Raw genomic sequence first — 18,633 nt, 5'->3', positions numbered from 1 at the left:
GCCCGTGGCCGATGTGCGGGCCTGGCGGCCCGCGGTGTCCGGCATCGCCGAGGTGCTGCACGCCCACTTCACCGACCACGCCTACCCGGTGCACACCCATGACACGTGGGACGTGATGATCCTGGACCACGGCGTCGTCGACTTCTCGCTGGACCGCCGGCGGCACGGCGCGTGGGACGCCGCCCGGGTGGTGCTGCTGCCGCCGGGCGTGCCGCACGACGGGCGCACCGTGTTGCCCGCCGGCTTCCACAAGCGGGTGCTGTACCTGACCACCGACGTGCTCCCCGAGCGCCTCGCCGGCGCCGCGGTCAAGGGCCCGGTGCTGGCCGACCCGGAGCTGCGCCGGGCCGTGCACCGGCTGCACACCGCGCTGGCGCACCGCGACGACGCGCTGGAGGCCGAGTCGCGCCTGGCGTTCGTGCGCGAACGGCTGCTGGCCAGGATGGACGGGCTGCGCCCCCGGCCGCCCGGCCGGGAGGGCGACCGGCTCGCCGCGCGGCTGCGCGAACTGCTGGACGCCAGGGTCGCCGACGGACTGACGCTGGAGGAGGCCACGGCGATCCTGCACGCGCACCCGACGCACCTGGTCCGCAGCTTCAGCCGTGCCTACGGCCTGCCGCCGCACACCTACCTGACCGGCCGGCGGATCGACCGCGCCCGCGCGATGCTGCTGGCCGGGGCGCGTCCCGCCGAGGTGGCGGCGGCGGTCGGCTTCTACGACCAGGCGCACTTCAGCCGCCACTTCAGCCGGCACATGGGGGTGCCGCCGGCCCGCTTCGGCGCGGGCCGGCGGAGCCGAGCGGGCGCCGGCCCGGCCGACGCCGGGCCGGAACCGCTCAGTGCGTGGCGATCGCCGGGTCGCTGACGCCGGGCCTGCCGGTCTCCACGTGCCCGGCGAACCGCCGCGCGAAGGCGGCGTCGTGGTCGCCGACCACGGTGACGTCGTACCACCGGCCGCTCCTGGCCGGCTCGACCCAGTAGGTCTCGCGGTGGCCCGCGCGCACCACGAGGGTGCGGTGCCGGCCGTCGTAGGCGTTGCTGACGGTGAGCCGGACGTCCCGGCGGCCGGGGTTGGCCAGAGTGAGTTCGACCCGCCCGGTGGCGGCGTGATGGCGGGCGGTCACCTCGGGCCGGCGGTGTGCGCGGTGCCGCGGAAGGCCCGCAGGAAGCCCCCGGCCCGTGCACGGTCAGGTCGTAGGCGCCCTGCTGGGCGGCGGTCTGCCAGCTGCCCTCGATGCTGTGGCCGGCCCCGGTGGTGTACGTCCAGGGGCCGTCGGTGCGGTTGGCCGACGTGACGTGGAAGCAGGCGCCGGCGCCGGGGCCGCCGGAGAAGGTCAGGACGACCTCGCCGTCCGCGGCCCGCACGGTCGCGTCGGTCAGCGGTTCGTAGGGCAGCGGACGGGTCGGGCGGGCGCCGCGCTCCTGTGCGGGCAGCCGCTGGTCCGCCGGCGGCACCGGCACGTAACTGTCGTGCCGGTCGCCGTCGGTGGGCCGGTAGCCGTCGGTGCCGGGCAGCCGCGCGGGTCGGTCGTGCGCGAGCGAGAAGTCGAAGGCGGAGGTCAGGTCGCCGCACACGGCGCGGCGCCAGGGCGTGATGTTCGGCTCGCGCACCCCGAAGCGGCGCTCCATGAACCGGATCAGCGAGGTGTGGTCGAAGACCTCGGAGCAGACGTAGCCGCCGGTGCTCCAGGGCGAGACGACCAGCATCGGCACCCGCTGGCCCAGGCCGTAGGGACCGGCCGCGTAGGTGCTGCCGCCGGGGTAGATCTCGCCCTCGGTGGAGACCGTGGAGCCGCCGCGGCCGGCGGCGGGCGGCGCGAACGGCGGCACGACGTGGTCGAAGTAGCCGTCGTTCTCGTCGTAGGTGATGAACAGCGCGGTCCTGCTCCACACCTCGGGGTCGGAGGTGAGCGCGTCGAGCACCTGCGAGACGTACCAGGCGCCGTAGTTCGCGGGCCAGTTGGGGTGCTCGGAGAACGCCTCGGGCGCGGCGATCCAGGAGACGGCGGGCAGTCGGCCGGCCTTGACGTCGGCGCGCAGCACGTCGAAGAAGCCGTCGCCGGCCGCGGCGTTCGTGCCGGTGCGGGCCTTGTCGTACAGCGGGTCGCCGGGCCGGGCGGTGCGGTACTGGTCGAAGTACAGCAGGGAGTTGTCGCCGTAGTTGCCGCGGTAGGCGTCCTCGATCCAGCCCCAGGAGTGCGCGGCGTCCAGGCCGTCGCCGATGTCCTGGTAGATCTTCCAGGAGATCCCGGCCTGCTCCAGGCGCTCGGGGTAGGTCGTCCAGGCGTAGCCCGCCTCGGAGTTGTCCAGCACCGGGCCGCGGCCCTTGCCGTCGTTGCCGGTGTAGCCCGACCACATGTAGTAGCGGTTGGGGTCGGTGCCGCCGATGAACGAGCAGTGGTAGGCGTCGCACACGGTGAAGGCGTCGGCGAGCGCGTAGTGGAACGGGATGTCGTCGCGGGTCAGGTACGCCATGGTGCCGGCGGACTTGGCCGCGATCCACCGGTCGTAGCGGCCGTCGGCGAACGCGGCGTGGCTGCCGGTCCACTCGTGGTTCAGACCCTCGATGAACTGCAGCCCCAGGTCGTCCGCGTCCGGGCGGTACGGCAGCACCTCGCGGTCGCCGTCCGGCTGGTGGAAGACCGATCTGCCGCTGGGCAGGGTGACCGGGCGGGGGTCGCCGAAGCCGCGGACGCCGCGCAGCGTGCCGAAGTAGTGGTCGAAGGACCGGTTCTCCTGCATCAGGACGACGATGTGCTCGACGTCCTTCAGCGTGCCGGTGCGCCGGTGGGCGGGGATGGCGGCGGCACGGGTGATGCTGCCGGACAGGGCGGTGAAGCCCGCGGTGGCGCCGGCGATCTGGAGGAAGCGCCTGCGGTTGAGTTCGGTCATGGCTGCGCTGGCCTCTCCGCTGGGGAAGGGTGTTCGGTGAGGGTCGCCCAAGGTCAGCGAGCGCAGGCGAAGGCCCGGTGTCCACCGCGTGTCGCGGGACGGTACGCGGCGGGAACAGCGCACGGTGGAGCTTCCGACGCCGTCCGGCAAACCGGCGTTCACCCGCCCGTGGCCGCCGGGCGGGAGCCTGCACGCGTCACGCGCCCAGGCACCGAGGAGCGACCATGGAACCACAGTTGGAGACGCCAGAGCACCGTGCGGCGGACGGGGACGGAAACGGGAGCGGAGCCGGGGACGGCACGCGCGGCGCCGACGGCAACGGCGGGGGCGTGAGCCGCCGCGCCGCGGTGGGCCTGCTCGGCACCGCGGGCGTCGGCGCGGTCGCGGCGCCGCTGCTGGCGGCCGGGCCCGCGGCGGCCGACTCGCCCGCCGCTCCCGCCGCCTCGCCGGCCTTCCTGCCCTCCCCCGACGCCGCCGGGGCTCCCCCGGTGCAGGGCCTGCACCTGACCTTCGGCAGGGACCCGTCCACCCAGATGGTCGTCTCCTGGATCACCGACGGCCCGGTCAAGCGCCCCCGGGTGCTGTACGGCACGCTCGGCCACGGCCTGGGCTCGGGCGCCACGGCGCGCACCCGCACGTACCGCGACGGCGTCTCGGGCCGCACGGTCTACGTGCACCACGCGCTGCTGACCGGGCTGCGGCCGGGCAGCGACTACCTCTACCTGGTCTCGCACGACGGCGCGACGCCGGACAGCGGCACCTTCAAAACCGCGCCGCGCGGCCGGCAGCCGCTGACCTTCACCAGCTTCGGCGACCAGTCCGCGCCGCAGGTGACATGGTCGGCGGCCGGCGTCGCCACGCTGGACGCCAACTCCACGCCCGCCACCAAGGACATCGTCACCGGCGTGGAGACGGTGGCGCCGCTCTTCCACCTGCTCAACGGCGACCTGTGCTACGCCAACCTGGACGTGGACCGGGTGCGCACCTGGAACAACTTCTTCACCAACAACACGCGTTCGGCCCGCTTCCGGCCCTGGATGCCGGCCGCGGGCAACCACGAGATCGAGAACGGCAACGGGCCGATCGGACTGGGCGCCTACCAGACCTACTTCGAGCTGCCGTCCACCGAGACGGACGCGGAACTCGCCGGCCTGTACTACACGTTCACCGCGGGCTCGGTGCGGGTGATCGTGCTGCAGAACGACGACGTGTGCCTGCAGGACGGCGGCGACGTCTATGTCAACGGCTACTCCGGCGGCCGTCAACTGGCCTTCCTGGAGCGGGAGCTGAAGGCCGCGCGGGCGGACCGCGAGGTCGACTGGGTGGTCGTCGCGATGCACCAGGTGATGATCAGCTCCTCCGACGCCAACGGTGCGGACCTGGGCCTGCGCGAGAAGTACGGGCCGCTGTTCGACCGCTACGGCGTGGACCTGGTGGTCTGCGGCCACGAGCACAACTACGAGCGCTCGCTGGCGGTGCGCGGCGTGGTCGGCGGCAGCGAGACGCTGACCCCGAACCCGGTCTCGACCCGCACCGACGACATCGACACCGGACTGGGCACCGTGCACATGGTGCTGGGCGGCGGCGGGGTCTCCGGCACCACCAACCAGTCCTTCTTCAAGGACGGCACCGCCAAGGTCATCACCGCGGTGGCCGACAGCCGCCCGGCGGGCGGCAAGCGCGCGGCGACGTACGTCAGGGAGCAGGCGGTCTGGACCGGCGTCCGCGACCTCGACCACCCCTACGGCTTCGCGGCGTTCACCGTGGACCCGGGCCGCTTCCCCGGCGACACGACCCGGCTGCACGTCACGTACTACAACGTGAACAAGCCGAACGGTGAGCTGTCGGTCTTCGAGCGCTTCACGCTGCACCGCAAGCGGTCCGACGGGCGGCGCTGAGGCGCGTCGGGACCGGTCCGCGGGGCGCAGTCGGCGGGGAGCCCGGTCGGCGGGTCGCCTCGCCGGTCGCGCTCAGCCGGTCGCGGTCAGCCGGCGGCGCTCAGCCGGCGGCGGGCCCAGGTCGTTCCGGGCCGGCCGCCGCACGGCCGGGCAGAGTGACCGTGAAGGCGGTCTCGCCGGGCCGGACGGCGAGCGCCGCCTCGCCGCCGTGGGCCGCGGCGACCGCGGTGACGATGGACAGTCCCAGGCCCGCGCCGGAGTCGGAGCGGCGGCGCGGGTCGCGGGCGAAACGCTGGAAGACGGTGGCGCGCAGCGGCTCGGGGATGCCCGGTCCGTCGTCGGCGACGGCGAGCACGGTGGCGCGCGCGTCCTGGCGCAGCCGCACGGTGACGCGGGTGCCCGGCGGGGTGTGCACGCGGGCGTTGGCCAGCAGGTTGGCGAGGAGCTGGTGCAGCCGGGGGCCGTCGCCGTCGACGGTGACCGGCTCCTCGGGCAGGTCGAGCGTCCAGCGGTGACCGGGGCCGGCCGCCCGCGCGTCGTCCACCGCGTCGAGCACCAGCCGGGTCAGGTCGACCGGTTCGCGGGCCAGCGGGCGGCCGGCGTCGAGCCGGGCGAGCAGCAGCAGGTCGTCGACCATGCCGCTCATCCGGGCGGACTCCGCGGCGATCCGCTCCAGCGACCTGCCGACGCCGTCCGGCACCGGGCCGGGGTGGCGCAGGGCGAGTTCGGCGTGACCGCGGATGGCGGCGACGGGCGTGCGCAGTTCGTGGCTGGCGTCGGCGGCGAAGCTGCGCAGCCGCTCCTGGCTGGCCTGCCGCTTGCCCAGCGCGCCCTCGACGTGGCCGAGCATGCGGTTGAGCGCGGCGCCGACCTGGCCGACCTCGGTGCGCGGATCGGAGTCCGGCACCCGGTCGGGCAGCGCGACCTCGCCGCTGTCCAGCGGCAGCGCGGTCACCGCGGTCGCGGTGGCGGCCACCCGCCGCAGCGGCCGCAGCGACCAGCGCACCCAGAACGCGCCGGCCGCGCCGGCGACGAGCAGCGCGCCGCCGAAGACCGCCGCCTCGACCGCGATCAGCCGCTTCTCCGCGTCCTCGACGCCGCTCATCGGCATGCCGGTGACCAGCACGTCGCCGTCGTCCCCGGCGATCGCGCTGGCCCGGTAGTCGCCGAGCGCCGACAGGTGGAGGCCGCGGCAGCGTCCGTCGGCGGGGAGGGCGGCGATGGCCTTCCGGTCGGCGGCGGACAGCGTGACCGAGGTGTCCGCGCCGGCCCTGACCACCGCGGCGCCGGTGATGCCGCCGTGCAGCAGGCGCGCGCCGAAGGTCCCGGGCGCCTGGCGCCGGGTGTCGACGTGCGCGTTGTCCGCGTCCGGCTCCCGGCCGCCCTCGCCGGTGCCCGCCGAGCCCGAGCCCCCGGCTCGGCCGGCGTCCGCCGCGTGCTCCAGGCTCGCGGGGAACCGGCCGCCGGCCTCGGCCAGCTGCTGGTCGACCCGGTCGGTGAGGAAGGCGCGCAGCCCGAGCACCGCCGCGACGCCCACGGCCGCGCAGCTGAGCGCGAGCAGCACCACGAGCCCGCAGGTCAGCCGCGCCCGCAGGGTCCGCGGCAGCAGCGCGCGCGGCACGAGCGCGCGCGGCACCGGCACCCGTGCCGCTCCGGCCCCGGCGGGGGTCCCGGCCCGAGCCCGGGTCGAGCCCGAGGGCCGGGGCTCCGACGCGGAGTCCCGCGCGGAGTCCGGCTCCGGCGGGGGCGTACCCACCCCGGTCCCGGCCGGATTCCCGACCCCGGTCCCGGCCGAGGTCCCGGCCGAAGTCCCGATCCCGGCCGGAGTCCCGATCCCGACCGCCGTCCCGGACCCGGCCGGAGTCGTCGCCGCAGTCCCCGCCGGCCCCTGCCTCCGGGTGCGCCCAGGCGCTCCCGGCACGCGCGTGCGCCGTGCCTGGCCTCTCCCGCGACGCGTCCCCGGCGGTCACCGGGGCGCCGCCCGCAGGACGTAGCCCGCGCCGCGGACCGTGTGGATCATGGGCTCGCGGCCCGCGTCGACCTTGCGCCGCAGGTACGAGATGTACAGCTCGACGATGTGCGCCTGGCCGCCGAAGTCGTAGGACCAGACGCGGTCCAGGATCTGCGCCTTGCTCAGCACCCGGCGCGGATTGCGCATCAGGTACCGCAGCAGCTCGAACTCGGTCGGCGACAGCTCGACCGCGACACCGCCCCGGGTGACCTCCCGGGCGTCCTCGTCCATCACCAGGTCGCCCACCTCCAGCACCGCCGCGTCGTCGCGGGCCCGGGTCATCCCGGCCCTGCGCAGCAGCCCGCGCAGCCGGGCCAGCAGCTCCTCCAGGCTGAACGGCTTGGTGACGTAGTCGTCGCCGCCCGCGGTCAGCCCGGCGATGCGGTCCTCGACCGCGTCGCGCGCGGTGAGGAAGAGCACGCAGACGTCCGGCTGCCCGGCGCGCAGCGCCCGCAGCACGGACAGGCCGTCGCCGTCGGGGAGCATCACGTCGAGCACGACGGCGTCCGGCCGGAAGCCGCGGGCCTCGGCGACCGCTGCCGCGGCGTCGCCGGCGGTGCGGACCTCCCAGCCCTCGTAGGCGAGGACGCCGGCGAGGACCTCGGCGAGGTCGGGCTCGTCGTCGACGACGAGCACGCGCACGGGTCTGCCGTCGGGGTGCGCGAGCGGATGGGCGGGCGGCCGGGCGGGCCGGTGAGCGGTGCTGTCCATGGTGCCTCCAGCATCGCTCCCCGCGGGTCCCGCGCGGAGCGCGGCCGCCTCTGGATCGGCTGTGAATCCGGTCCGGCGGGCCGGTTCGGGGCCTTTTCAGAGCCGGTTCAGAGGTTGGGGACGCAAGCTGGCCGACGTCGGCCCCGATCGTGCGGCCGGGTCGCGGGTCCGGGGGCCCGCGCCGCCGCGCCGCCGGCCCGCAGCACCGAGACGCCAGGAAGGACCGCTTGTGAGCACCACGTATCCGCCGCGCCCGCCCGCGCGGCCGCCCGCCTCGCGGCACACCGCGCCCCGCCCGGAGCGGACCGGGCCGCGGTCCCCCGCCGCCCTGGTGCTCACGCTGTGCTGGGCGGGCGCGGCCGCCGTGGTCGGCCTGTGGTGGCACGACACCCGCGCGGTGGTCGGCCCGGCGGACTGGCTGATCGGCGCGGGCCGGATCGCCGGCCTGCTGTGCGGCTACAGCTGCGCGCTGCTGGTCCTGCTGATGGCGCGCGTCCCCGCGCTGGAGTCCGGCGTCGGCAGCGACCGGGTGGCCCGCTGGCACGCGATGGCCGGCCGCTACACGCTCTGCCTGCTGCTCGCGCACGCCGTCCTCGTCCTGTGGGGCTACTCCGTGCAGGCGCACAGCGCCCTGCCGGGCGAGGCGTGGACGGTCGTGACCACCTACCCGGACATGCTGAAGGGGACGGCGGGCGGCCTCCTGCTGCTCGGCGTGGGCGCGGTGTCGGTGCGCGCGGTGCGCCGCCGGCTCCGCTACGAGACCTGGTACTACCTGCACCTGCTCACCTACCTCGCGGTGTTCCTCGCCTTCTGGCACCAGCTCGCGCTCGGCGCGGACGTGGGCAGCGGCCCGGCACGCGCGGCGTGGTACGTCCTGTACGCGGGCGCGGCGGGCGCGGTGCTCTGGTTCCGGGTGCTGGTCCCGGTCCGCATGAACCTGCGGCACCGGCTGCGGGTGCTGGCCGTCGTGGACGAGGCGCCGGGCGTGGTGTCGGTGCTGGTGGGCGGGCGCCGGCTGGACGGCCTGGCGGCCCGGCCGGGGCAGTTCTTCCGCTGGCGCTTCCTGGCGCCGGGGCTGCGGTGGACCGCGAGCCCGTACTCGCTGTCGGCGGCGCCGCGCCCCGGTGTGCTGCGGATCACCGTCAAGGCGGTCGGCGGCCACAGCGCGGCGCTGGCCGGCCTGACGCCGGGCACCCGGGTGTGGGCCGAGGGACCGTACGGCGCGCTGACCGCGGACCGGCGCACCCGGCAGAAGGTGCTGCTGCTGGCCGGCGGCGTCGGCGTCACACCGCTGCGGGCGCTGTTCGAGTCGCTGCCGGCCCGGCCCGGGGACCTGACGCTGGTCTACCGGGCGAGTTCCGCCGCCGATCTGGCGCTGCGCGGGGAGCTGGAGTCCATCGCCGCCGCCCGCGGCGCCCGCCTGCACCTGGTGGTCAACGGCCCCGGCGGCCGGCGGCCCCGCCTGTCGGTCGCCGGCCTGCGCGAGACGCTGCCCGACGTCGCGCGGCACGACGTGTACGTGTGCGGGCCGCCCGGACTGCTGCGCGAGTCCTACGAGGTGCTGCGCGCCGCGGGCGTGCCGGCCCGCCACATCCACCACGAGTCCTTCGAACTGTGAGGCGCACGTGACCGCACTCCCCTCCCGGCCGCTGCGCCGCATCGTGATCACGTCCGTGTCGACGGTGGCGGGCGGACTGCTCCTGCTGTCCCTCAAGCCGCACGGCTCGGCCGCGGCGGCGAATCTCGCGACGGACCCGGCGCCGACCGCGCCGTCGACGTCGGCCACGTCCGGCACGTCCGGAGGCGCTCAGAGCACGCCCGGGTCCTCCGGCGCCGCGGGCTCCGGCTCGTCCGGCTCGTCCGGCACGTCCGGCACGTCCGGCACCCGCACCGTGGACGGCGACACCGTGCAGACCCGCTACGGCCCGGTGCAGCTGCGCGTCACGCTCTCCGGCGGCCGGATCACCGCGGTGACCACCCTCCAGCTCCCGCAGGACAACCCGCGCGACCAGGAGATCTCCTCCTTCGCCGTCCCGCAGCTCACCCAGGAGGTGCTGGCCGCGCAGAGCGCCCAGGTGGACACGGTGTCCGGCGCGACGTACACCAGCGAGGGCTATCTCCAGTCGCTGCAGAGCGCGTTGGACAAGTCCCGTGGCTGAGTCCACGCCCGCGCCCGGCGCCCCGGCCGGGCCGGGCGGGCCGGCGGACTGGCGGGCGCCGCTGGCCGCGGCGGTCACGGCGGACGTGCCCGCGCGGACGCGGCACGTCGAGCACGCCATGGGCACGGTCTTCTCGTTCGACGTGCGCGGCGGCTCCCCTGCGCGGGTGGCGGCTGCGCTCCGCGAGGCGGTTGCCTGGCTGCACCACGTGGACGCGGTGTTCTCGACGTACCGCCCCGACAGCCAGGTCAGCCGACTCGCCGCGGGCGACCTGCCGCTGTCCGCCTGCTCCCCGGAGGTGGGCGAGGTGCACGCGCTGTGCGAGCGGGCCAGGCGGCGCACCGGCGGCTTCTTCGACGCCGGGTACGCGGGCGGCTTCGACCCGACCGGGCTGGTCAAGGGCTGGGCGGTGGAGCGGGCGGCGCTGCTGGTCGACGCCGCGGGCGCCGAGGCGGTCTGCGTCAACGGCGGCGGCGACGTGCAGACCTACGGCGGCCCCTGGCGCGTCGGCGTGTCGCACCCGCTGCGCCGCGGCGCGCTGGCCGCGGTGGTCGCCGCGGCGGCCCCCGGTGACGCCTCGCCCGCCGGCCGCGGTCTGGCGGTCGCGACGTCGGGTCCCGCCGAGCGCGGCGCGCACGTCCTCGACCCCCGCACCGGCCGCCCGCCGCGCACGGACCTGGCCTCCCTCACCGTCACGGCGGCCTCGCTCACCGACGCCGACGTCGCCGCGACCGCCGGCTACGCCATGGGCGCCGGGGCCCGCGCCTGGCTCACCGCCCAGCCGGACGTCGAGGCCTTCGCCGTCCCCGTCTCCGCCCCCGCCTGGCGCACCCCGGGCTTCCCGGACGCCGGGAGCGGCGCAGCGATCGCCCGCCCCCACCTCTGACCCGGCGCCGCGCCCGGTCGGCGGCGCGGTGGTTCCGGCCGTGCGCGGGCCGTGCGGGGCCGGACCGGCCGGGGCGCGGCGCGGCTCAGCTCCGCCGGTACGGGTCCCCGGCCGGCAGCCAGTCGTCCGGGCCGTGGAACGCGGGCTCGCCGACGCCGTCGCAGAGCGCCTCGACGGTGGCCAGGACGGCCGCCCGGTCCTCGGCGCCGCGCCACACCAGCGACCAGGTCCAGTGGACGCGCGGCCCGACGACGGGACGCCGGACCAGGTCGGGCGGCAGTTTCGCGGCCTGGCCCTTGGGCGAGTTGACCACCGGCCGCCGGCTGCGGCGGACGTGGTCGAAGAAGGCCGGACCGGTGACGCCCGCGTCGTGCACGCGCAGCGCCCGCGCGCCGGTGTCGCGGACCAGCTCGCCGGCGTAGGCGTCCCAGGACGACCAGGACGTGGCGTCCTCGGTCAGCAGGACGGCGGTGTCGCGGGCGGCCACCTCACCGGACTCGCCGCCGGCGGCCACGGCGTGCAGCCGGTCGGCGCCGAGCAGTCGGGCGCGCAGTCCCAGCCGCTCCAGGTCGGGTGTGCGGACCCAGCACACGGCGAGGTCGAGGCTGCCGTCGGCGACCCGTGCGGCCTGGGCGTGCGAAGGGGCGACCCACGGGTCCACGTGCACCTCGGCCACCGCCGAGGTGCGGGCGAGGAGGTCCGGGGGAGCCAGTCCACACGGCCGAGCCGCACCGGCCGCGTCCCCGCCAGCCGGCGGGCCCGCCGCCGCAGCTCCTCGGCCTCCTCCAGCAGGCCGCGCGCGTACGGCAGCAGGTCCGCGCCCGCGGGGGTCAGCGCGACCGAGCGCCGGTCCCGGTCGAACAGGCGCACGCCCAGGTCGCGTTCCAGCGCCTTGATCTGCTGGGACAGCGACGGGCCCGCGATCAGGAGCCGCCCGGCGGCGCGGCTGAAGTTCAGCTCTTCGGCGACCGTGACGAAGTAGCGAAGTTGGCGCAGCTCCACGGCGCCCATGCTACGCGTGTGGGAGCCTCAGCCTCCTACGCGTGAGGCAGCCGGTCGTGGCGCGGCCCGCCGGCCGGGCGGACGATGGCGGCACGGCACGGCACGGCGCCGGGAGGCCCCTTCAGCGAGCGGAGCGGATTCATGCGCGAGTTCCTGGTCGAGATCACCACCACCGTGCCCGAGGGGATCGGCGCGGACGAGGTCGACCGCCGGCGTGCCGCCGAGGCGGTCCGGGCGGCGGAACTGGCCGCCGCCGGCCGCCTGGTGCGCCTGTGGCGCCCGGTCGGCGAGGCGCGCAGCATCGGCGTCCGGCGCGCCGCGGACGAGGAGGAGCTGCGCCGGGAGGTCCTCGGCACGCTGCCGCTGCGGCCGTGGATGACCGTCGCTGTCACCGCGCTGGAGTCCCACCCCAACGACCCCGGGCGGGGCCACCGCACCGCGTGACGCGTCCCGCCACTCCCGCGCGGCCGGCGGTCGGCGCGCACAGGGGTCAGGTGCGGCGCCCGCGTCCGCGACACCCGAACGACCGCAAGGACTTCGCCATGACACAACACCCGCCGTACGCCGGGACGCGCACGGCCGCGGCGCCGCGCTCGCCCTGGGCGCACGTGCTCCGAGCAGCCGCGGCGCTGGCCGCGGGGATGGGCGTCGGCCGGTTCGTCTTCACACCGATCCTGCCCCTGATGCACGAGCAGGCGGGGCTGTCGGCGAGCGGCGGCGCCCACCTGGCGACCGCCAACTACGCCGGCTACCTCGTCGGGGCGCTGCTCGGCACCGCCGCGCCCGCCGTGGTCCGCTCGCGCACCGTCCTGCGGGCCGCGCTGGTCACGCTGACCGCGACCCTGGCCGCGATGCCGGTCGCCGGCGGCACCGCGGCCTGGCTCGTGCTCCGGCTGCTCGCCGGCGTCGCGAGCGCCCTGGTCTTCGTGATCGCCGTCAGCTCCCTCCACAGCCGCCTGCGACAGGAACCGGACCATGTGCCCGGCTGGGCCTTCGGCGGGGTGGGCGCCGGCATCGCGCTGTCCGGCCTGCTCGTCCTGGTCCTGCGGTCGGCCGCCGACTGGCGTGCGGCCTGGTGGGCCTCGGCCGCCCTCGGCGCCGCGCTCACCGCGGTCTCGTGGCGGCTGGAGCCCGAGCCGGCGCCGGCCCCGGGCCGGCGCCGATCCGTGCGGCGCGGGGGCGGACCGGCGGGGTGCGTACCGGCGGGGTGCGTACGGCGCCGCGGCGTACGGCGCGCGCCGAGGGAGCGGGGACCGGTGGCGCGGGGCCGGCGCGCGGCGCGCGTTCGGCGTGCTGCTCGCGTCCTACGCCCTGGAGGGCGTCGGCTACATCGTGGCGGGCACCTTCCTCGTCGCCGCCGTCGAGCAGGGCTCCCCGGGGTGGCTCGGCAGCGGCGCCTGGGTGGTGGTCGGCCTGGCCGCCGTGCCGTCCGCGGCGGTGTGGACCGGGCTCGGGCGGCGCTGGTCGCGCCCCGGGCTGCTGTGCGCCGCGCTCGTGGTGCAGGCGGCCGGGATCGCCCTGCCGGCGCTCGTCGGCGGCGTCGGGGCCGCGCTCGGCTCGGCGGTCCTGTTCGGCGGCACCTTCATCGGCGTCAGCACGCTGGCGCTGACCGTGGGCGCCCAGCTGGGCTTCCGGCGCGCGGTCGCCCTGCTGACGGCCGGCTACTCGGTCGGCCAGATCCTCGGCCCCCTCGTCGTCACACCGCTCCTGCGGCACGGCTACCACCAGGCGCTGCTCGCGGCCGCCGCCGTGGTCGTGGTGTCGGCCGCGTGCGCCGCCGTGCTGCGGGCCGGCTTCCCCGCGACGTGCCGGCGGCGCGGCACGACGCCCAGGCGCGGCGGGCCGTGCCGGGCGGAGCGGTCGCGGACCTCGACAGGGGCGGCGTCTGACCACGCCCCTGCCGCCCGTACCCGGCCGCCGGCGCCGACCGGCCGGACGCGACGTCGCAGAGCGGTACCGACGTGCGCAAGCCGGTGCGGCCCGGGCGCGGGGAGAGGAGAGCGGCGCCGCCTACGTCCGCCGGGCCAGGACCAGGCGGCAGCGCGGGCTGCCGTCGTCGCGGCGGCCGAACTCCTCCAGCGGCGTCAGCCGCACGGCGAACCCCGCGGCCTCCAGGTCGGCGCGGACCGCGCCGAGGGGGAAGGTCCGGTAGTACATGACGAAGGGCGGGCGCCACAGGGCGTTGCGCACGCGCAGCGCCGCGTCGAAGCCGGCGAAGGCCCAGTACCAGGGGGACGACGGCGCGGGCGGCGCGCCGACCGGGAAGGCGAAGAGGCCGCCGGGGCGCAGCGCCCGCCGCACCTGCGCGAACAGCAGGGGCCGCTCGGCCGGCAGGAAGTGGCCGAACGCGCCGAAGCTCACCGCGAGGTCGAACGCCTCGGTGAAGGGCATCGCGCGCACGTCGGCGCGCACCCACCGCGCGTCCCCGGCCGGATCGGCGGCGCGGGCCCGCGCGAGCATGCCGGCGCTGAAGTCGACGCCGGTGACGGACCCGCGGCACAGCGGGCGCAGCGCCCGCAGGCCCGCGCCGGTGCCGCAGCACACGTCGAGCCCGTCCTCGAACGGCCCGAGTGCGGCGAGCGCCCCCGCCGTCGCGTCCAGGAAGCGGTCCGGGGTGCGGAACGGCGTCCGGTCGAACGTCGGCGCCAGCAGGTCGTATCCGCGCTCGACGGACGACAGCGCCTGCACGGCCAGTTCGCGCAGCGTGGGGCCCTGGGGGAGAACACCGGCCCAGCGTACGGGAGGGCGGCGCGCGGTGGTGCGGCTCCCGGCGCGGGTGCCGGGACGCGCCGTCCGCGCCTCGACACGCCCCCCGTGTGGCCAAGAACTCACCCCGACGAAACGGAATGGCCATTCCTGACGCGCTAGCCTGGAGTCATAACGGAACACCGATTCCGCTTCAGACTTCGCTGTGAGGGAGTTCCATGGCGTCCGAGACCCGGCGCACGCACCACCAGGTGACATTCGCGGTGCTGGCGGCGAGCGTCACCGCGTACGCGCTGCTGCAGTCCCTGGTCACCCCGGTTTTGCCGACGATCCAGGAGGACCTGCACACCAACCAGAACACCGTGACCTGGGTGCTGACGGCGTACCTGCTGTCGGCGTCCATATTCACGCCGATCATGGGCCGCATCGGCGACATCATCGGCAAGGAGCGCGTCTTCGTGGCGACGCTCGCCGCGCTCGCCGCGGGCTCGCTGCTGGCGGCGCTGGCCACCAACGTGACGGTGATGATCGTGGCGCGGGCGATCCAGGGCATCGGCGGCGGTGTGCTGCCGCTGACCTTCGGCATCATCCGCGACGAGTTCCCGGCCGAGAAGGTGAGCGGGGCGGTGGCCGCGATCGCCTCGCTGATCGCCGTCGGCTCGGGACTGGGCATCGTGCTGGCCGGCCCGATCGTCAACGCGCTCAACTACCACTGGCTCTTCTGGCTGCCGATGGTCCTCACCGTCGCGTCGGGTGTGGCGACGGTGCTGCTGGTGCCGCGGTCGCCGGTGCGCACGCCGGGCCGGATCAGCTGGGCGCCCGCGCTGCTGCTGTCCGCCTGGCTGGTGGCGCTGCTGGTCGCGCTGAGCCAGGCCCCGGTGTGGGGCTGGGGCTCCGGCAAGGTGATCGGCCTGTTCGTCGCCGCGGCCGTGCTGGCGGTCGGCTGGGTGGAGGTCGAGCGCCGGTCGGCGCAGCCGCTGATCGACATGGCGATGATGCGCCGCCCCGCGGTGTGGACCAACAACCTGGTGGCGCTGCTGTTCGGCGTCGGCATGTACGCGGTGTTCGCGTTCCTGCCGGAGTTCGTGCAGACGCCGAAGTCCACGGGCTACGGGTTCGGCGCGAGCATCACCAAGTCCGGTCTGATTTTGCTGCCGATGAGTGTGGCGATGTTCGCGGTGGGCCTGTTCACCAACCGCCTGGCGGCGCGCTTCGGCGGCAAGACGGTGGTCGTGGTCGGCTCGCTGATCGGCACCGCCTCGATGGCGATGCTGGCGTGGGCGCACACCGAGACCTGGGAGCTGTACGTCGCCACGGGCATCATGGGCGCGGGCTTCGGCCTGGCCTTCGCGGCGATGTCCAGCCTGATCGTGAGCGCGGTGCCGCCGGAGCAGACCGGTGTGGCCAGCGGCATGAACGCCAACATCCGTACCATCGGCGGTTCGATCGGCGCGGCGCTGATGGCCAGCGTGGTCACCGCGAGCCCGGCGGCCGACGGCCTGCCGCGCGAGGCGGGTTACACCAACGGCTTCGCGATGCTCGGCGGGGCGCTGCTCATCGCGGCGTTCGCCGCGATGCTGATCCCGGTGACCCGCCGCAGCAACGTGGTGGCGCACTCCGAGGAGCAGGCGCAGTCGGCGCCGGTGGCGGCCGCGCGCGGTACCGTCGTCGGCGACAGGCCCGAGTAGCGGACGGCGCCGGGGGTACGGACGGCCAGGACGGGTACGGCACGCAGCGGGAGTGACGATGACAGCGCAGACCCACGCCGCCCGGGGCGGCGCCCGGCCCGAGGACGCCCGGACCCCCCGGACCCCGGCCGCGAAGAGTCCGGCCGGGCAGGCTCCCGGCGCGAAGAGCCCGGCTCCGGCGCAGGAGACCCCGTGCAGGACGGGGCGGCGGGACGCCGTGCGCAATCACCGGCTGGTGACGGCGGCGGCCCGCGAGGTCCTGGCGGAGCACGGCACCGACGCCAGCATGGAGCTGATCGCCTCGCGTGCCGGCGTCGGCGTCGGCACGGTGTACCGCCACTTCCCGAACAAGGAAGCGCTGATCGACGAGATCGCCACGCAGATGCTGGTCGAGCTGGTCGGCGAGGCGAAGGCGGCGCTGGCCCTGCCGGACGGCGCGGGGCTGGAGTTCTTCGTGCAGGTGATGGGCGAGTCGGTGGTCGCGCACCGCGGCTACGCGCACAAGCTGATCGGCAAGACCCGCTCGGCGTGCGTGGAGCAGTTGCGGGACCTGATCGAGGATCTGCTGGTTCGGGCGCAGCAGGCCGGGCGGATCGCGCCGGGCGTGCGCCTCGGCGACGTGATGGCGCTCATCTGGGCGCTGCGCGGGGTGGTGGAGACCGCGGGCGACGTCGCGCCGGACGCCTGGCGGCGCCTGGTCGACATCCAGTTCGCCGGGCTGCGCTGCCACACCCCGGCCGGGCCCGTGCCGGCCGTCACCCGTGAGCAGTTGCGCCTCATCAGCGGCGGCGCGGACGACGGCTCCACCACCTGCTGACCGCCGGCCCGGATCGCCGGGCCCGCGGCAGCCCGCCGGCCGCGGGCCGGTCCGCGGCCGGCGGACCGGCCGCCGTGTGTTCCGGCCTTGGCTGCCGCCCGCGGACCCGAAGTGCCGGGTCCCGCGGACCGGGCTGCCGCGGCCGGACCGGCCCGTCCTCGGACCGGCGCCGCGCTCAGCGCGCGGCGCTCCCGGCGCGGTCGGCGCGGTCGGCGCGGTCGGCGCGGTCGGCGCGGTCGGTGAGCAGGTCCTCGACGTGGTCGAGCATCGCGTCGAGCACGGCCTCCAGGGGCGCGGTCTCCCGGCGGGTCTGCGTCAGCAGCAGTCCGCCCTGCAGGCCCGCGAGGATGGCCAGCGCCAGCCGGTCGGGGTCGGCCTCGGGCCGCAGTTCGCCGCGCTCGCGCATGTCCCGCAGACCGCTGCGGATGCCCTCCTCCCACCGGGCGAACCCCGCCGCCAGCGCGTCGCGCGCCTGCGGGTCCGTCTCGGCCAGTTCCCCGGCCAGTGAGCCGATCGGGCAGCCGCCCTCGCAGTTGCGCTCCCGCTGGAGCTGCACCACCAGATCCCGCCAGGCGCGCAGCGCCGCCATGCTGTCCAGACTGCCGAGCAGCGGCCGCTGGGCGTCCAGCACCGCCTCCGTCTGGTGCGCGATGACCGCCCTGACCAGCGCGGACTTGTCGGCGAAGTAGTGGTAGATCTGCGAGGTGCTCACGCCGGCCGCGATCCGTACGTCGTCCGTGCTGGTGCCCGCGACGCCCCGTTCGAACATCAGGCCCGAGGCGGCCGACACGATCCGCGCGCGCGTCGCCTGGCCCTTGCGCGTCAGCCGCGGCTCTCCCGCCGGTGTCCGAGCGCCCTCCCGCGCCGCGCCGACGCCCGTCGCCGCGACCGCCTGTGTGCTGCTGCCCATGACGGAAGCGTACCGCGCCGGTCGATTTTCTGGAGTTGACACTCCAATTTTTCCGTGACAAGAATGGAGCGCACGCTCCACTTTGGGGCAGCCGCCGCTGCCGGCCACAGGCCGCAGCGCGTCACGAGACAGGACAGGAACATCATGGAACTCTCCGGCCGCACCGCACTGGTCACCGGCTCCACCACCGGCATCGGCCGGGAGATCGCGGAACAGCTTGCCCGCGCCGGCGCCGAGGTGGTCGTCAGCGGGCGCAACGAGGAGCGCGGCGCGCAGACCGTCGCCGCGATCGAGGCGGCGGGCGGCAAGGCGCGGTTCGCCGCCGTCGACCTGGCCGACCTGGACTCGGTGCGGGCGCTGGCCGAGGCCGCGGGCGACGTCGACATCCTGGTCAACAACGCGGGCATCTTCGAGTTCGCCGCCACGCCGGAGCAGTCGGTGGGCTCGTACGACGAGATGTTCCAGGTCAACGTGCGGGCGCTGTACTTCCTGACGGCCGCGCTCGTGCCGGGGATGGCCGCGCGCGGCGACGGCAGCGTGGTCAACGTCAGCACGATGGTCGCCGAGATCGGCATGCCCGGCGCCTCGGTCTACAGCGCGACCAAGGCCGCCGTGAACTCGCTGACCCGCACCTGGGCCGCGGAGTACGGCCCCTCCGGGGTCCGGGTCAACTCCGTGTCCCCCGGCCCGACCCTGACCTCCAGCGCCCCGCTGGAGATGGTCGACCGGCTCGGCGCGACCACGCTGCTCGGCCGGCACGCCGACACGCGGGAGATCGCCGACGCGGTGGTCTTCCTCGCCTCGCCGCGGGCGGGGTACATCACCGGCGCCACCGTGCCGGTCGACGGCGGTCGCGTCGTCGCCTGACCGGCTGGGCGCCGGCCGGGGGTCGATCGGGGGCGGGTGACCGGGGCCGACCGGGGGCCGACGGGCGCGGCGCGTCCGCGACCGCC

The 18,633-nt window shown here is 76.2% G+C and carries 13 protein-coding genes and 4 pseudogenes; 11 read left to right on the top strand and 6 right to left on the bottom strand.

Features of this window, described 5'->3' with window-relative positions:
• Positions 1 to 4: 4 nt before the first annotated feature.
• On the top strand, positions 5 to 865 hold the full coding sequence (locus VSR01_RS37000; protein WP_326453335.1) for a helix-turn-helix domain-containing protein: 861 nt from the start codon (positions 5 to 7) through the stop codon (positions 863 to 865).
• On the opposite strand, the pseudogene VSR01_RS36995 reads toward VSR01_RS37000, so the two are convergent.
• Positions 837 to 2,892, bottom strand: a pseudogene (locus VSR01_RS36995) (phosphocholine-specific phospholipase C). The gene VSR01_RS37000 and the pseudogene VSR01_RS36995 overlap by 29 nt on opposite strands.
• Positions 2,893 to 3,116: 224 nt before the next feature.
• On the opposite strand from VSR01_RS36995, the gene VSR01_RS36990 reads away from it, so the two are divergent.
• A complete protein-coding gene (locus VSR01_RS36990; protein WP_326453334.1) occupies positions 3,117 to 4,790 on the top strand; it encodes a purple acid phosphatase family protein in 1,674 nt (557 codons plus the stop codon).
• A 100-nt stretch (positions 4,791 to 4,890) separates the two neighbouring features.
• Here the strand turns inward: VSR01_RS36990 and VSR01_RS36985 are convergent, their stop codons facing one another.
• Complete coding sequence (locus VSR01_RS36985; protein WP_326453333.1) at positions 4,891 to 6,432, bottom strand: sensor histidine kinase; 1,542 nt, start codon at positions 6,430 to 6,432, stop codon at positions 4,891 to 4,893.
• A gap of 324 nt (positions 6,433 to 6,756) precedes the next feature.
• Positions 6,757 to 7,512, bottom strand: coding sequence for a response regulator transcription factor (locus tag VSR01_RS36980; protein WP_326453332.1), 756 nt, complete (start codon positions 7,510 to 7,512; stop codon positions 6,757 to 6,759).
• Between the two features lie 229 nt (positions 7,513 to 7,741).
• On the opposite strand from VSR01_RS36980, the gene VSR01_RS36975 reads away from it, so the two are divergent.
• The 3 genes from VSR01_RS36975 to VSR01_RS36965 all read left to right on the top strand — a co-directional run bounded on the left by VSR01_RS36975 (position 7,742) and on the right by VSR01_RS36965 (position 10,557).
• A complete protein-coding gene (locus VSR01_RS36975; RefSeq protein WP_326453331.1) occupies positions 7,742 to 9,130 on the top strand; it encodes a ferredoxin reductase family protein in 1,389 nt (462 codons plus the stop codon).
• A 7-nt stretch (positions 9,131 to 9,137) separates the two neighbouring features.
• Positions 9,138 to 9,671, top strand: coding sequence for an FMN-binding protein (locus tag VSR01_RS36970; RefSeq protein ID WP_326453330.1), 534 nt, complete (start codon positions 9,138 to 9,140; stop codon positions 9,669 to 9,671).
• Positions 9,672 to 9,789: 118 nt separating this feature from the next.
• Positions 9,790 to 10,557, top strand: coding sequence for an FAD:protein FMN transferase (locus VSR01_RS36965; RefSeq protein WP_326453998.1), 768 nt, complete (start codon positions 9,790 to 9,792; stop codon positions 10,555 to 10,557).
• Between the two features lie 85 nt (positions 10,558 to 10,642).
• Here the strand turns inward: VSR01_RS36965 and VSR01_RS36960 are convergent.
• Positions 10,643 to 11,568: pseudogene (locus VSR01_RS36960) on the bottom strand (LysR family transcriptional regulator).
• A 132-nt stretch (positions 11,569 to 11,700) separates the two neighbouring features.
• Here VSR01_RS36960 and VSR01_RS36955 point away from each other — a divergent pair.
• The 3 genes and pseudogenes from VSR01_RS36955 to VSR01_RS38190 form a co-directional block, all read left to right on the top strand.
• Positions 11,701 to 12,003 (top strand): muconolactone Delta-isomerase family protein, encoded by a 303-nt coding sequence (locus VSR01_RS36955; protein ID WP_326453329.1) that lies wholly within the window; start codon positions 11,701 to 11,703, stop codon positions 12,001 to 12,003.
• 98 nt (positions 12,004 to 12,101) lie between these two features.
• Positions 12,102 to 12,722: pseudogene (locus VSR01_RS38195) on the top strand (YbfB/YjiJ family MFS transporter); the annotation flags it as partial.
• Positions 12,625 to 13,269: pseudogene (locus VSR01_RS38190) on the top strand (YbfB/YjiJ family MFS transporter); the annotation flags it as partial. The pseudogenes VSR01_RS38195 and VSR01_RS38190, both read left to right, overlap by 98 nt.
• A 300-nt stretch (positions 13,270 to 13,569) precedes the next feature.
• Here VSR01_RS38190 and VSR01_RS36945 read toward each other — a convergent pair.
• A complete protein-coding gene (locus VSR01_RS36945) occupies positions 13,570 to 14,262 on the bottom strand; it encodes a class I SAM-dependent methyltransferase (RefSeq protein WP_326453997.1) in 693 nt (230 codons plus the stop codon).
• Positions 14,263 to 14,483: 221 nt separating this feature from the next.
• On the opposite strand from VSR01_RS36945, the gene VSR01_RS36940 reads away from it, so the two are divergent.
• Together VSR01_RS36940 and VSR01_RS36935 are read left to right on the top strand one after the other, a co-directional pair.
• Positions 14,484 to 15,953, top strand: coding sequence for an MFS transporter (locus VSR01_RS36940; RefSeq protein WP_326453328.1), 1,470 nt, complete (start codon positions 14,484 to 14,486; stop codon positions 15,951 to 15,953).
• A gap of 58 nt (positions 15,954 to 16,011) precedes the next feature.
• A complete protein-coding gene (locus VSR01_RS36935; RefSeq protein WP_326453327.1) occupies positions 16,012 to 16,770 on the top strand; it encodes a TetR/AcrR family transcriptional regulator in 759 nt (252 codons plus the stop codon).
• A 175-nt stretch (positions 16,771 to 16,945) separates the two neighbouring features.
• On the opposite strand, the gene VSR01_RS36930 is transcribed toward VSR01_RS36935, so the two are convergent.
• A complete protein-coding gene (locus VSR01_RS36930) occupies positions 16,946 to 17,680 on the bottom strand; it encodes a TetR/AcrR family transcriptional regulator (protein ID WP_326453326.1) in 735 nt (244 codons plus the stop codon).
• A gap of 144 nt (positions 17,681 to 17,824) precedes the next feature.
• Between VSR01_RS36930 and VSR01_RS36925 the strand changes: the two genes are divergently transcribed.
• Positions 17,825 to 18,547, top strand: coding sequence for an SDR family NAD(P)-dependent oxidoreductase (locus tag VSR01_RS36925; RefSeq protein WP_326453325.1), 723 nt, complete (start codon positions 17,825 to 17,827; stop codon positions 18,545 to 18,547).
• The last annotated feature ends 86 nt before the right edge of the window (positions 18,548 to 18,633 follow it).

The organism is Actinacidiphila sp. DG2A-62 (genome assembly GCF_035825295.1).
GTDB lineage: Bacteria > Actinomycetota > Actinomycetes > Streptomycetales > Streptomycetaceae > Actinacidiphila.
The sequence above is the reverse complement of the archived record's forward strand: the minus strand, read 5'-3'. Positions and strand labels throughout refer to the sequence as shown.